Annotated in this window: 13 protein-coding genes; 9 read left to right on the top strand and 4 right to left on the bottom strand. The window is 58.6% G+C overall.

What is annotated here, in order from left to right:
- Nucleotides 1-517: 517 nt before the first annotated feature.
- The 6 genes from ACFPB1_RS19135 (at nucleotide 518) to ACFPB1_RS19160 (ending at nucleotide 7089) form a co-directional block, all read left to right on the top strand.
- Nucleotides 518-1456 (top strand): LCP family protein, encoded by a 939-nt coding sequence (locus tag ACFPB1_RS19135; protein ID WP_379227712.1) that lies wholly within the window; start codon nucleotides 518-520, stop codon nucleotides 1454-1456.
- Nucleotides 1457-1598: 142 nt separating this feature from the next.
- On the top strand, nucleotides 1599-2060 hold the full coding sequence (locus ACFPB1_RS19140) for a PilZ domain-containing protein (protein WP_379227713.1): 462 nt from the start codon (nucleotides 1599-1601) through the stop codon (nucleotides 2058-2060).
- Nucleotides 2061-2608: 548 nt separating this feature from the next.
- Complete coding sequence (locus tag ACFPB1_RS19145; RefSeq protein WP_379227714.1) at nucleotides 2609-3544, top strand: ABC transporter ATP-binding protein; 936 nt, start codon at nucleotides 2609-2611, stop codon at nucleotides 3542-3544.
- Nucleotides 3537-4331, top strand: a complete 795-nt coding sequence (locus tag ACFPB1_RS19150; RefSeq protein WP_379227715.1) for an ABC transporter permease — start codon at nucleotides 3537-3539, stop codon at nucleotides 4329-4331. Before ACFPB1_RS19145 ends, ACFPB1_RS19150 begins: the two co-directional genes overlap by 8 nt.
- Before the next feature lie 254 nt (nucleotides 4332-4585).
- Nucleotides 4586-5698 carry a hypothetical protein gene (locus tag ACFPB1_RS19155; protein ID WP_379227716.1) on the top strand — a complete coding sequence of 371 codons (1113 nt, stop codon included), beginning with the start codon at nucleotides 4586-4588 and terminating at the stop codon, nucleotides 5696-5698.
- Nucleotides 5699-5880: 182 nt separating this feature from the next.
- Nucleotides 5881-7089, top strand: a complete 1209-nt coding sequence (locus ACFPB1_RS19160; RefSeq protein ID WP_379227717.1) for a YbfB/YjiJ family MFS transporter — start codon at nucleotides 5881-5883, stop codon at nucleotides 7087-7089.
- Nucleotides 7090-7348: 259 nt separating this feature from the next.
- On the opposite strand, the gene ACFPB1_RS19165 is transcribed toward ACFPB1_RS19160, so the two are convergent.
- Nucleotides 7349-7795: a bactofilin family protein gene (locus tag ACFPB1_RS19165; protein WP_379227718.1), complete on the bottom strand. Its 447-nt coding sequence runs from the start codon at nucleotides 7793-7795 to the stop codon at nucleotides 7349-7351.
- 191 nt (nucleotides 7796-7986) lie between these two features.
- On the opposite strand from ACFPB1_RS19165, the gene cls reads away from it, so the two are divergent.
- Nucleotides 7987-9414 carry a cardiolipin synthase gene (gene cls, locus ACFPB1_RS19170; RefSeq protein WP_379227719.1) on the top strand — a complete coding sequence of 476 codons (1428 nt, stop codon included), beginning with the start codon at nucleotides 7987-7989 and terminating at the stop codon, nucleotides 9412-9414.
- Between the two features lie 86 nt (nucleotides 9415-9500).
- Here the strand turns inward: cls and ACFPB1_RS19175 are convergent, their stop codons facing one another.
- Together ACFPB1_RS19175 and ACFPB1_RS19180 are read right to left on the bottom strand one after the other, a co-directional pair.
- Nucleotides 9501-10733, bottom strand: coding sequence for an NAD(P)/FAD-dependent oxidoreductase (locus ACFPB1_RS19175; protein WP_379227720.1), 1233 nt, complete (start codon nucleotides 10731-10733; stop codon nucleotides 9501-9503).
- A gap of 259 nt (nucleotides 10734-10992) precedes the next feature.
- Nucleotides 10993-11199 carry a hypothetical protein gene (locus tag ACFPB1_RS19180; RefSeq protein WP_379227721.1) on the bottom strand — a complete coding sequence of 69 codons (207 nt, stop codon included), beginning with the start codon at nucleotides 11197-11199 and terminating at the stop codon, nucleotides 10993-10995.
- Between the two features lie 243 nt (nucleotides 11200-11442).
- On the opposite strand from ACFPB1_RS19180, the gene ACFPB1_RS19185 reads away from it, so the two are divergent.
- Together ACFPB1_RS19185 and ACFPB1_RS19190 are read left to right on the top strand one after the other, a co-directional pair.
- Complete coding sequence (locus tag ACFPB1_RS19185; protein WP_379227722.1) at nucleotides 11443-12537, top strand: asparaginase; 1095 nt, start codon at nucleotides 11443-11445, stop codon at nucleotides 12535-12537.
- A gap of 202 nt (nucleotides 12538-12739) precedes the next feature.
- Nucleotides 12740-12901, top strand: coding sequence for a DUF1328 domain-containing protein (locus ACFPB1_RS19190; RefSeq protein ID WP_161698111.1), 162 nt, complete (start codon nucleotides 12740-12742; stop codon nucleotides 12899-12901).
- Nucleotides 12902-13346: 445 nt separating this feature from the next.
- On the opposite strand, the gene ACFPB1_RS19195 is transcribed toward ACFPB1_RS19190, so the two are convergent.
- On the bottom strand, nucleotides 13347-14237 hold the full coding sequence (locus ACFPB1_RS19195) for an AraC family transcriptional regulator (protein ID WP_379227723.1): 891 nt from the start codon (nucleotides 14235-14237) through the stop codon (nucleotides 13347-13349).
- Between the last annotated feature and the right edge of the window lie 88 nt (nucleotides 14238-14325).

Genomic DNA, 14325 nt, shown 5'->3' on the forward strand with positions numbered 1-14325 from the left:
ATAATATGTCTAGAATTACACATAACGATCGATTTTATATTTATGAAGCAGTTAAATACGTGATAGCGGATAGTACCGCAACAACAAAATGGTCTATTTTCTGATAGAGGTCATTACATGTGATCACACCGTTAAAATCAAACTTGGGTACGATAAAGAGATGATACCAAAACGGCTGCATCAGCAATCGAAAGTGAATCTCCATGCATACACACCACAGCTAAACTATAAAAGGGAACCAGAGTAAAATTATTAATAATTTTCTGAACATGGATTAATCCCAAGTAACTGCAATAAGGTAGATATGATAGGCAACTGATGCTATCGAAATCCGTCGAAATGAAACTACTTGTAACATGCACTGTAGCCCTTGTGAATGCAAAGAAAAGAGTTGACAAGAAAGCTGGATGAACCGTATTGTTTGTATATTGCTACGTTACGTATCGAGTATTGATCGCATAACCTGTCTATTTTGAAGAATATTACTTGTATTTTTTGTCAAAAGGAGTGATGAGCTATGAAAACTCCTGCCAAGCGGTTGATCATTTGGGTGGGGATTGCTATGGGAGCACTTGTGTTGTTCGTTGGAGGCTTCTTCTGGTATTTCTACCACTCAGTGAAACAAACAGCCGACCGTATGTATGAGCAGGTTGATTCCGTTAAACCGATGTATGTCAGCAAAGATGAAAGTGTGAAGATACTGCCTACAATGAAGATAAGCAAGACGATTCGTCCGTTTACGGTCCTACTGCTAGGCGTCGATCAACGAGATCACGACAATGGGCGCTCCGATTCGATTATCGTCATGACGGTCAATCCGAATAAGCATTCGATCTTGATGTTCAACATTCCTCGCGATACGCGGACGGAGATTATTGGACATGGGACGGTCGATAAGATTAATCATGCCTATGCGTTCGGCGGAGTCGCAATGTCGATGGCTACGGTTGAAAACTTTATCGACTTCCCGATCGACTATTACATTAAAGTAAATATGCAAGGGTTTGCCAAACTGATCGATTTGGTTGGAGGCGTCGAAGTCGATAATCCGTTTGCGTTCGATTATAGCGGTCATCATTTCGAGCAGGGACGACTTTCGTTGAATGGTGACGAGGCGCTTCTGTATTCGCGTATGCGTTATGATGACCCTCGAGGGGACTTAGGGCGAAATACCCGGCAGCGAGATATTCTTCAAGCGATTATGAAAAATTCCTTGAGCATCTCCTCCGTTACGCATATTCATTCGATGCTCGGACAACTCGGAGATAGCGTGAAGACGAATATGAATTTTGATGAAATGAAGAGTTTCGTTCTGGACTATCGCCCTTTGATCAAGTCCGTTGATACCGTGGAAGTGCAAGGCCAAGGGGAAACAATTTCCGCAATCTGGTATTACAAGGTGGCTCCCGGCGAACGCGAAAGAATTCATAACCTTATTAAAGAGCATATAAAGTAAGGTGCTTACTAGTTAGGGAAGGACTCCAGGTCTATATCACCCGCCTGTCACCTAAAATGGCGGATTTTATAACGCTTACAATGATACAATTAGTATCAAATCTTCCAGCAATGATACACATTCTAAAAAGAGGCGAGTAATCATGTTATGCAATAGTAGCCATCCTATATCACGCGAGTATATCCGAATAAAAGTCCGGGGCGACGTAGCAATGCGAATCGCGGTATCGAGCGTATTCGGGGAAAACGTACAGTCCGGTTATACGCCTGTTCTTCTTGATGATTTGAGCCCGGGCGGATTGAAATTTCAAACCCATTTACGGTTTCCGGTTAGCAAAGATTATTCGCTGCAAGCCTGGATTTCCTTTGGGGATTGGGACTTTTGCTTAACGGGTTCGTTGCAGTGGAGGCGCAGGGAAGAAAATAGGTACGTCTACGGAATGGCCTTCGTACCGAACAATAAAATGAATCTAGCCTTAAAGGATGCGCTGCTAGCATACTTCCGCTTAAAATATCCCAATCGACAGAAGGTATATCTTCTCTATCAGCGGATGATGGAGGAAGAAGTGAGTTCGACTAAGAGTGGATTTAACCACTGGATATGAAAGAGGGATAGGGATGCGAAAGCGTCCCTTCTTTTTTTGAATTATGACAGCACGCATGCGACAAAAAGTGCCTTTTGTCGATTGAATCTATTGACAGAAATCACTATACTGCGTAATCTAAAGGTATCAGATACAAATTGTAACATAAACTAATTAAATGATACGAAGAGTATATACCGACAGAGAATAAAAGGGGGCTTATATTATGACGGATACACTACGGTTTTGCTGTGTGAAGTGCGGAAAACTCTTTGGCGTAGAGGGAGCTAAGCAAGTATTTCGAACCGGGTTCTACCGAATGAACATTCCTCTTGGATTCTGTGTCGTTTGTGGGGAAGTGAATGTTGTCGAGAGCCAGGCCTCGTTCAGGTCGAATGCGAATGCTTCATATTATCCCGATAGCAGGCCGCTCGTATATAGCGCGTAACCGGCACATTCGCTTCCTGCCTTCCAATCGCTTCCTTCATTCGGTATACTGATGGGGACAAGACGCGAGACGCGGGCGCAGGCGGCAGCGCCTCTGCATCGCGTTAAGGGGGGTTAGGACAATGGCGTATGGAACCGTATCGGACGAACAGCCGATCGTGCGGCTGCAGCAGGTCACGAAGGTCATCGGCAAGCGGACGATCATCGACGGCTTGACGCTCGACATTCCGCGGGCGGAGGTGCTAGGCTTCCTGGGGCCGAACGGATCGGGGAAGACGACTACGATCCGGATGATGGTCGGGCTGATGCGCATGACCAAGGGCGACGTGCTGATCGGCGGGCACAGCGTCCGCGACGAGTACGAGCAGGCGATCCGGCATGTGGGCGCGATCGTCGAAAATCCGGAAATGTACAAGTATTTGACCGGGTATCAAAATCTGCTTCATTTCTCCCGGATGGTGCCGGGCATCACGAGCCAGCGGATCGACGAGGTCGTCGAGCTGGTCGGGCTCAAGGAACGGATCCATGATAAAGTGAAGACCTACTCGCTCGGCATGCGGCAGCGGCTCGGCGTGGCGCAGGCGATTATGCATAAGCCTTCCTTGCTCATCCTGGACGAGCCCACGAACGGGCTCGATCCGGCGGGCATCCGCGAGCTGCGGGACTACCTGCGCAAGCTCGCCAAGGAGGAGGGCATCGCCGTCTTCGTCTCCAGCCACCTGCTGAGCGAGATGGAGCTGATGTGCGACCGGGTCGCCATCATTCAGGGCGGCAAGCTCGTCGACGTCCGGCTGATCCAGAGCGGCGCGCAGCTCGCGGAGACGAGCGGGCCCGTGGTGTTCGAGGTCGACCGGCCGGACGATGCCGTGCGGCTGCTGGCGCAGCACGAGGCGGCGCGCGTGGAGGAAGGCGCGCTCGTGCGGGCGGACCGGGAGACGATCGCGCAGGTTAATGCGGAGCTGGTCGGAGCGGGCATTAAGGTATACGGGATTCGCGTCCTGAACAAATCGCTGGAGGACCAGTTCCTCGAGATGACGGGAGGCCAACAGCTTGTATAACTTTTTGCAGCTCGTCCGCAACGAGAATATGAAGATTTACCGGCGCATCGGCACATGGATCATGTTCGGCATCATCCTGCTGATCGTCATCCTGCTCAGCGTCCTGTCGAAATCCTTCGACAAGGGCGGAGAGTCCATGTGGAGCGTCATGAACAGCATCGAGCAGTTCAGCTATCTTCTGGTTACGATCTTCACGGTCGTGGTGTCCGCGGAGAGCGTGGCAGGGGAATTCTCCTCGGGCACGATCAAGCTGCTGCTCATCCGGCCGTGGAGCCGTTCCAAAATTCTGCTGTCCAAGTACGTCGCGCTGCTGCTGTTCGCGCTGCTTATGACCATCGTCATGCTGGCCGGCTCGTTCGTGCTGAACCTGATCCTGTTCGGCTACGGCGACACCAAGACGGCGAACGATGCCTTCGGCGTGCCTAACAACTCCAGCCCGCTCAGCTATATGATCCAGGCGTACATCCTCGATTATATCGGGCTCATCATGATCGTCACGTTCAGCTTCATGCTCTCGACGCTGTTCCGCAGCGGCGGGCTGGCCATCGGCCTGTCGATGTTCATCTATTTCTTCGGGATGATCGGCAGCAGCCTGCTGTTGATGCTGGAGTACAAGTGGGTGGACTACCTGCTGTTCCTGCACTTGAATTTGAAAGCCTACCTGGGCAGCAAAGAAATCGCCCACGGGATGACGATCGGCTTCTCGCTCGCCGTGCTCGCGGGCTACTACATCGTCTTCGTCGTGATTACGTGGCTCGTGTTCAACCGGCGGGACGTCGCGACCTGATGGCATCTCTTTCGTTCGGAACTGAATACCGAGACATTCTAGCCGACACCGACTTGAATGTTGATGCCTCTTAACATTGTTAGGAGGCATCTTTTTTGTACTTGAGCCGCGGGAAGTAACTCTTCAGTCCAGGCATCAGCAGGCGGGCTAATTGCTCACCTCGACATACATGGAAATAAAAGTGAGTAGTGTCTCATAAGTCTATTATTCGAATATACTGCTAGTACTAATTTACTTGAAGGAGGTGAAAATTTATGACTGATGTTTTAAGATCTGGATCAATAATTGACTTAGGGATGCCATTCAAGAAGAAAAGCTACGGAAAAAACGTATGGGACATGCAACTGTTCAATAACAAGATATATTTTGGTCATGGAAATAGTTCCAATTCGGGACCTGAGCCTAATTGCGGTCCCGTACCGATTCGATATCTAGATTTGAACTCTGATACTTTTGGAGTTGAAAATGTTTCAAACACTAGCTCTACGCATGCAGACGAGGAACAAATCGATCGTTTTCGAATTATTAATTGCATTTTGACTATTCCTGGCCATGATGCTAAAGGTGAAAGCTGGGATTTTGGTAACTTTTATCGCCTTGAATCAGGGATTTGGAAAAAATATCGCAATATTCCTAAAGGCATTCATGTTTATGATATGGTTGCTTTTAATGGCAGGCTGTTTTCGGCAATTGGAAGCGATGATTCAGGAAAGGTGTATAGTTCAATTGACAACGGACTATCCTGGCAATTAGTTGGTGAATGTGTATTTGAAAATTTTTCTGTTGGAAACAGATTCTTTACGTTTGTAATGGTTGATGGAAAGCTGTATGCAACAGGATATATTTATGCAATAAATGAATTGAAGACGATCTTTTTAGAAATTGATATAAACTTTAACGTTAGGACAATAGCAGTTGATCGAAGCGTAATAGCACCGGAATATAATGGACAAATGATTCTGAAATTAGATCGCCCTACGAATTTCCTTGGAAAAGCACTTTATATTTATGGCGAGATATATAATGATCATCAAATTATTCCACTAGCTCTGATTGTAGCCGATAACTTACTTGCGACGCGTAAGGTAAATCTTCCTACCGGATTTGTTCCGAGAGATATCTTGATTAGAGAAGAGACGGCTTATCTCTTGACTTCAAAAAAGGTCCAAAATGACAGTTGGATCATTCGGGTTTATAGATCCAATGATGCTGTAAAGTGGATAGAGGAGTTTAGCTTCAATTACGTGACTTATGCCCATTCTTTCGAGGAATATCAAGGGACGTTTTATTTCGGTCTCGGTTCGGAAACAGAATACGTTTCTCCGATGACAGGGCATATCTTAAAATATACAATTCCTTATGTTTAACTAATGAGTTGACCTCTTCTGAATAGATATTGCTATTAGCCCCTGACTTCGGTCAGGGGCTGTTTGCTTTGGCATCTGTAATCGAGATACCCATTATCGACAACTCGTATTATCCGCGATGACAGCCTATGCGGTATGCTGGATGGACAAATTGCGTCAAGCGCAAATCGCGGGAGGTAGCCATGAAACGACAAGCAAGCGAACGTCATACGACCCTCGTCCTGCTCGGAGGCGCGGCCGCGCTGATCGTCGCGATGGGCATCGGGCGGTTTGCCTTCACGCCGATCCTGCCGTCGATGCTGGAGCGGCATCTATTCACGGCCGCGGGGGCCGGGTATTTGGCTGCCGGCAATTATATGGGGTATTTGCTCGGCGCGGTCGCGTTGACGCTGGTCCGGGTGAAGAACCGGTCCGCGGCGCTGGCTGCGGGACTGCTTGTCAGCATCGCGACCACGTGGGGCATGGCCGTCTGCGGCAGCCTCGACGGCTGGCTGGCGCTCCGCTTCTTGTCGGGCTTCGCCAGCGCGGCCGTCTTCATCCTCGTATCCGGCATCGTGCTGGAACGGCTGTCGGCGTTGCAGACCGGCCTCTTTTACGGCGGCGTGGGCGCGGGCATTCTGCTGACGGGTCTCACGGTTCCGCTGCTCGGCCGGCACGGCGGCTGGAGCGAAGCCTGGCAAGGCTTGGGGGCAATGAGCCTCGTCCTGGGTCTTGCCGCTTGGCTGGCGCTGCGGCACCGGTCCGGCAGCGCCCAAGCGTCCGCTGCGGCACCGATCGCCGCTCCGCCATCCGCCGCTCCGCCGTCCGGCGCCCGCCGGATCGTCATCGTGCTCATGATCGCTTACGGGCTGGAAGGCTTGGGGTATATCGTTACGGGAACGTACCTGGCGGCCTTCGCCAAGACGGTGTCGAGCCTGCCGAATCTGGCGTCGGTCAGCTGGACGGTGGTCGGCGTTGCCGCGGCGCCGTCGTGCCTCGTCTGGTCCTTGGCTGCCTCCCGGTGGGGGAAGAAGCGGTCGCTGACCGCCGCCATGCTGCTGCAGGCCGTCGGCATCGCCCTGCCGGTGCTGCTGCCTTCGTCCGCCGCCGTGTTCGCCGGCGCGTTCCTGTTCGGGGCGACGTTCATGGGCATTACGACGCTGTTCGTCGCCTACGCCAAAGAGCTGTATCCGCAGAACAACCGGACGATGATCGGCTGGCTGACCGCGTTTTTCGGGCTCGGGCAGATGCTCGGGCCGCTCGCCGCGGGCCTGCTGCTCGCGGGCAGCGGCGGGTACCGCTCGGCGCTGCTCGGCGCGGCGTGCGTCGTGCTGCTTGGCGCGGTCAGCCTGCCGCTCGGCATCCGCCGATCGGCGGAACGGCCGGCGTTGAGCGGGCATCGGACGCTATAGAAGGAGCAATGCGGCAAGGCGCGGCTCTTAAGTTGATGCAAGTGCCAAGTCCCAGCTCGCAACGGGCAGACAAGGCTTAGGCGCCAGCGCGGAGCATGACGGCGCTGGCGCGGCCGCCGCAAGCGCGGGAACGAAGGCTGCGAGGCCTCGAAAAATGTTAAGCGCCCCCGGGAGGCCCGGAAGGGCGCTTGTTTCATGAGGTTCGCTAGCCATGAGGGACCCTCACTCGGTCCGCTCGGCATGCTTGTTGTTCCTCCGGCTACCCGGCCTGCCGGGATTTTTCCTTGGCGGGGATCTCCTTAACCGGCTGAGGGGCAGGCTGCAGCGGATCGTTCTCCTGCAGATGGCGCGGCTTGGCTTCCGTCTGGCGCTCCATGCGACAATGGCCGTTATACATCCCTCCGTCCTGAACGAGAATCGAATGCGCCAACACGTTGCCGTGCAGCTGTCCGGAAGCGGCGATGGTCAAGCGCCCCTTGACGTTGACATCGCCGAAGACCCTGCCCGCGATCGTCAGGTCCTGCGCCGCGATGCCGGCCCGCGCGATGCCGTATTCGCCGACGATGACGTCGCCTTTGCAGTCGATGTCGCCCTTGAATTCGCCTTCGATCCGGATGCCGGCATCGCTCACCAGCCTGCCTTCCACGTGCGTCCCGAGCCCGATGGTCGTTTCGGTGTAACGGGTCCGTTTGGAGTCTTTGAACATCGCGCCGATTCATCCTCCTTCCTTCGGTGGTAACGTGCTACTAGCTATTTATTCCCGGGCGCGACGAAACATGCTAGGGGCAGCGCGAACCTGGCGGCGACGGGAAACGCGCTGATCGCGCGTATAGAGCCAGGCGGTTGCGCGAAAACTAGAAGGTGCGGCATCCGGGCCGACTCGGGGGGAGGGACGCCATGATTTGGGCTTTGCTCGTACTGATCGTATTCATCTTTCAAATCGCGACGATACTCGTGCTCGAGTACCGCCGTCCGTCCAAAACGGTGGCGTGGCTGCTCATCCTGTTCGCGCTGCCGCTCATCGGCTTCGTCATGTACTACTTCCTGGCGCAGGAATACAGGCGGAGGCGGACGTTGCGCCGGCGAGGCGTCGTCACGAAGGAGACGATGCTGCAGGCGCTGCTGCGCTGCAAGCTGGTGCACCGGCCGGAGGATATGCGCGGCGAGGAATTCCGCTGCCAGGAGCGGCTGTTCCGGATGCTGCAAAGCACGGCGTTCTCGCCGATCACCGGCCGCAACGAGACGACGGTGCTGACGAACGGGGATGCGACGTTTGGCGCCATGCTGGCGGCGATCGAAGCGGCGCGGCATCACGTGCACGTGGAATTTTATACCATCCGCGACGACGGCATCGGGCGCAGGCTGAAGGATGCGCTGGTCCGCAAGGCGCGGGCGGGCGTGGAGGTGCGGGTCATCTACGACGGCCTCGGCAGCCTGGAATTGCCGGCCCGCTACCTGCGCGAGCTGCAGGAGGCGGGCGTCGAGACGCAGTGCTTCCTGCAGGCGAAGCTCGCTTTCTTCAACAAGCGGATGAATTTCCGCAACCATCGCAAAATCGTCGTCGTCGATGGGCTGGTCGGCTTCGTCGGCGGCATCAATATCGGCGACGAATACCTCGGCGGCAACCCGAAGCTCGGTTTCTGGCGGGACACGCATTTGCAGGTGAATGGGGATGCCGTCTACTTTCTGCAGGAAGTGTTCATCCAGGACTGGTGGTTCACCGCCCGGAAGCGGCTCGCGAATCCGGTTTACATGCCGGAGCATGATTGCAGGGGCGAGGAGCAGGTGCAGATCGTCGCGAGCGGGCCGAACAACAAGGACGCGACGATTCTGGAATGCGTCTTCGCGGCCCTGGCGGTCGCCAAGACGCGCATCTATATCACGACGCCGTACTTCATCCCCGATCCCAGCGTACTGATGGCGCTGCGCACCGCGGCGCTGAGCGGCGTGGACGTGCGCATCATCATCCCGTACGTGGCGGATACGAGGCTCGTGCTGTTCGCGACGCTGTCGTACGTGGAGGAGTTGCTCTCGGCGGGCGTCCGCGTCTATCGCTATCACGGCGGCTTCGTGCACGCGAAGGTGCTGATCGTGGACCGGCTGCTCGCGTCGGTGGGCACCGCGAACATGGACATGAGGAGCTTCTTCAGCAATTTCGAGATCAACGCGCTGCTCTTCGACGAGCAGGCGATCGAGCGGCTCGAGGTTGATTTTATGGCGGATTTGGCGTCGTGCGAGGAAGTGAACCGGTCGCATTTTCAGCGGCGGCCGGCATGGCAGAAGGCCGGCGAGATGGCCGCGAGAATGCTGTCGCCGCTCCTGTGAGGGAGCGGCTTTTTCTCTGCGGCCAGCAGGCGGGTGGGCGAAGTCAGGGGGCGGGGCTTATAGCGGACGGAAGGGCCGGCCAACGGCTAGCTCGGCTGCAGCGAGGGCCGATCGAGCCCGACGATGCCGGCCAGCGGATGGGGGCGGCCGAGCATGAGCGCGCGCAGCAGCCCGGCGCCGATCATGCTGTAGACGGTGCCATTGCCGCCATAGCCCAGGCAGTAATAGACGCGCGGCCACTTCGGGTCCTCGCCGATGAACGGCAAGTCGTCGCGCGACCATGCGAACGTGGCGTTCCACTCGTAGTCGGCCTGCACGTCGAACGACGGGAAGAGCTCCCGGATGCGCTTCTCCAGCTTGTCCGAGATGCGCTCGCGGGCGTTACGCCCGGCGAGCGGCTGGCCGTGCGGCTCGTCGAAGCCGCCGGCGATGACCCGGCCGTCGTCGGTCAGCCGGGCGTAGAAGTAAGGGCGGTCCGTCTCCCAGATCATATACCGTCCGTACCAGGGCGAGAGCTCCCGCTGCGGCGCGGTGACGATGACGCTCGAGCGGTCCATCTCGGAGCGGATGAGACGGCCGCGCAGCTCCTCCGGCTCGTAGCCGACAGCATAGACGACGTGCTTCGCGCGGAGCTCCGCTCCGGCGGCCGTCCGCAGGACGTGCGTGCCGTCGCCCTCCGTCTCGTGGGCGGCGATATCGGTCTCTTCATGGATGAGCAGGCCGAAGCGGTCGGCGGCTTCGTCCGCGAGGGCATGGACGAACCGGTACGGATTGATCTCTGCGTCCCCGTGCGTGACGATGGCCCCGGGCTTGCGGAACGGGAAGCGGGCGCCGATCTGCTCGGGCTCCCAGTACTCGACGTCGAAGCCGAACCGCGCCAGCGCCTCGTACTCGCGCTTCAGCTTCGGCACGTGCTGGTCGGTGCTGGCGCAGTATAGGCTGCTCGCGGGCCGGTACTCCGCGTCGATCGGCAGCGCGGCGGCGATCGCGCCGAGATCCTGCACGGCTTCCGCGCAGGCGCGGTAGAATCGCACCGCGTCCCGCTCGCCCATCCGGCCGGTCAGCTCCGACAGCATGATGTCGTTGCAATACTGCAATAAGCCCGTATTGGCGAGCGTGCTGCCGGCGGCGACGCGTCCGCGCTCCACGAGCACGGTCCGCAAGCCGGCGCTTGCCAGGACATACGCGGCGAGTGTGCCCGACATGCCGCCGCCGACGATGACGGCGTCGGCCTCCGACGAGTCGCGAAGCGGGGGATACGTCCGGGGATGGGGCAGCGTTTCCTGCCAATACATGCGGCCTTCGTGCAAATCCTTCATCTCTCATCAAGCCTCCCGCGGGTATTATGCCCATTTCCGATTGCAAAATGAACCGGCGTAACCGGTGCCGAACCCTTCTGGCCGGTTGACGCGGCATGGCCCGGTTGGGCGCGGCTAACGATAGCGATGCCCGGGCGTGCCGCGCCGGCCTTGTGCGCCGGCCGCGTGCGGCGAACGGGCGGATAACGCAGGCCGCGGTCACGGCCCGGGGGCAGCCCAAAAAAAGAGGGGGAGCGCCCCTCTTTCGTCCGTGCCGCGCCTATTCCTGCATCGGATCCGGTACTAGTCCTTGTTCCTGCAGCTGGCGGTTTGTTTTCATCTGCTTCATGTCGTGGCCGAGACGCTTCAAGTCCTGCATATCCTGCACCATCGAGCCGTTCTTCGCCCGTTCGACCGGCTCGGACTTGCGGCCCGCCTGACCGGCGGACGAAGCCTGCGGCTCCCGGGGCGGATTCGCCTCCGTCATCGTCGTCACTCCTCTCGGATTCGGCTTATGTACTAAATACACGCGCGGGCAGCGGGTTGAAACGCGCCGGGCGAGCGGGCGCGTCGGCAGGCGCCTGTCGAATCGAGATCGAGGCGGACCGCCGCCGCGGCGCATAGGCTGTCGTAGACGCGATGCGTGGTAGGAAACAAACGGGATTTTATGGTACAATCAGTCGTTGGTATGATACGCATTTCAGCTTTGGAAACGACAGGGGATGGCAGGATGATCAATCAAACACCGACGCCGGCGGAGGTGCTGGGCGTGCCGCTTGTCTATTCGACGCGCGGCGGCGTCGTGGAAAACGTGCACGCCGGCCATGCCGCGGTCGTCTCGGCATCCGGCGAGCTCTTGGCGGAGGCGGGCGACGCCTCGATCCGGACCTATATGCGCTCGACGGCCAAGCCCGTGCAGGCGCTGCCGGCGATCATGGGCGGCGTGGCCGAAGCCTACGGCCTGGGCGACGACGCGATCGCGCTGATGTGCGCGTCGCATCAAGGGACGCCGGCGCATATCGAGGTGCTGGAGCGCATGCTTGCGCAGACCGGCGTTCGCGAGGAGCAGCTCGTGTTCGCGCCGCAGCTGCCGGTGAGCCGGGAAGCCCGCGACGAGCTGCTTCGCCGCGGAGGCGGGCCGCGCAAGCTGTACCACGTCTGCGCGGGCAAGCATATCGGCATGCTGGCGCTGTGCAAGCTGCGCGGCTGGCCGATGGAGACGTACGCGGAGCGGGAGCATCCGCTGCAGCAGGAGGTGCTGCGGACGGTCGCCGCGCTCGCGGATCTCGAGCCGGAGGCCGTCGGCTGCGCCGTCGACGGCTGCGGCTTGCCCGTGTTCGCGCTGCCGTTATGGCGGCTCGCGCTTATTTACGCGCGCTTCGCCGCGTGGGACGCCGCCGCAGGCCCCGGCGGCGCGAAGGGCGCCTCGCCCGCCGGCGCGGAGCGGGCGGGCGGCGGCGACACTGCCGCGGCGGCGGCCCGCATCGCCGCCGCCATGCGCCGCCACCCGGTCCTGGTGGAGGGACCGGACCGGCTGGCGAGCGTGCTGCTTGGCGACGGGAACGTCGTCGCCAAGAGCGGCGCGCAGGGCGTGTTCGTCTTCGCCCTGCGCCAGGAAGGCATCGCCGGCGTCGTCAAGCTCGCCGACGGCGGCGAGACGCCGTGGCCGGAGGCCGTCTGCGGCATGCTGGAGCAGCTTGGCCTCGGCGAGGACGTCGTCGCCGCCGTCCGGCGGAGCCTCCCGCCGGAGATGGTCAACGACGCCGGCCAGGTCACCGGCCGGCGCGAGCCGTGCTTGCGGCTGAGCCGCATCGGCCGCGGCTAGCGGCCTTGGATGGCAAAGCCCCGTGAACCAGCCCGATCGGGCCAGGTTCACGGGGCTTTTTTGCGCGGCTGCCGCGCCGCGCGGGCCGTCCGGCGCAGAGGCGCTCGCGGGTGCGGCGCGTTTCAAGCCGCGGGCGGACGGTGTATATGCCAAGTAGCAAGGGCGGCAACGCCGATCACGACAAATCGAAAGGGTGATGGTTATGTTAGGGTACGCGGTATTGTTTCTGATTGTGGCGCTGGTGGCGGGAGTGCTCGGGTTCTTCACGCTCGCTTCGGCCGCCGCGGGCATCGCGAAAATTTTGTTCGTCGTATTCCTCGTCCTGTTCATCCTCTCGTTCTTCTTCGGCAGAAGACGCGTTTAGCCGCACGGTTATGATGGATGTGCAACGAATGGCCGTCTGCCGATGAATCCGGCTGGGCACGCGAGGGCGGCGAAGTCCGAAAGCTGCTTCGCGAATCCGAAGCCGGAGGAACACGCAATTTGCTGGAAAGCAAGAAGCCTCCAATTCCACGCGCATCGGTGGAACTGGAGGCTTCTTGCTTATTATTAATGAGGCAGAAAATTGATGCAGGACGAAGCTCGCCGCGCTTCCGGCTAAAGAAGGCGGCCGAACCACCTTCACGCGCCGCTCCGCCATGCTTTTCACTCTATAGAAGGCGACCGAACCACCTTCACGCGCCGCACCGCCATGCTTTTCACTCTATGAAGGCGACCGAACCGCCTTCATGCCCCGCATCACCGCGCATTTCACCCGAAGCAGCCCACCAGCCTATCAGCCATTCCCCAGCCGCCCTCGGCCGCCCGACTTACCCTTTCCCGCCGTTTCGGCTCTCCGTCTTCCGCAGCGACTTCATCGCCTCCCGATATGCGGTCGGCGACTGGCCGTAGAATCGGCGGAACTGCTTGGAGAAGTACAGCGGGTCCTGAAAGCCGACCGACGCCGCGATCTGCTCGACCGTCAGCTCCAGCCGCTCGCGCAGCAGGAGATGCGCCTTGTCGATGCGCAGCTTGAGCAGGAAGGTGACGGGCGTGACGCCGGTCTGCCGCTTGAACTGGCGCGACAGGTAGGCACGGTTGTAGCCGAGCGTGTCCGCCATGTTCTCGATCGTGATCGGCTCGGCGTATTGCGTCGACAAGTACCGGAGCACCTGCCGGGTGAGCGCTTCCCCTTCGCCGCCGCGCGGCGGCGCGCCGGCTTCGCCCTCCGTCAGCGCGGACGCGTACTCCGCGAACAGCAGCTGCAGATAGCCGGCGGACCGCAGACAGGGGGCTGAGGCGCCCTGCCGGAAGGCCTGCATCGTCTGGTGATACAGCACGCCGACCCGGCGGTTACGTCCCGTGTCGGCGACGGGGGCGGGCAGGCCGAGGCCGGCTTCCGCGGCGAGCGCGGCCGCCTGCCGGCCCTCGAAGGCGAGCCACCGGTAGCGCCACGGATCCGTGGCGCTCGATTCATAGCGGATCAGCGTGTCCGGATGGATCAGGAACGAATGGCCGGCCCGCAGCTCGTGCCGCCGCCCGGCGCACGTGAACGACCCCGATCCGGAGAGGACATGATGAATCAAATAGAAGTCGTACACCTTGGGCCCGACCGAATGGCCCGGCTTCGTCTGGCTTTCGCCGGCGAACAAGACATATAAATCACCATGCGGATTAGGGACGGGATTGGACAGCACCGTATAGGTCGCGCGCAGCTCCATCTTCAGGAAACTCCTTTGTTTACAATTCGTTCATCTGCCTTCCATTGTACCATAGGCGGCCGCGCGGCTTCGACATGGGGTCACAAAA

It is taken from the genome of Paenibacillus sp. GCM10023250, assembly GCF_042653205.1.
Lineage (GTDB): Bacteria > Bacillota > Bacilli > Paenibacillales > Paenibacillaceae > Paenibacillus_Z.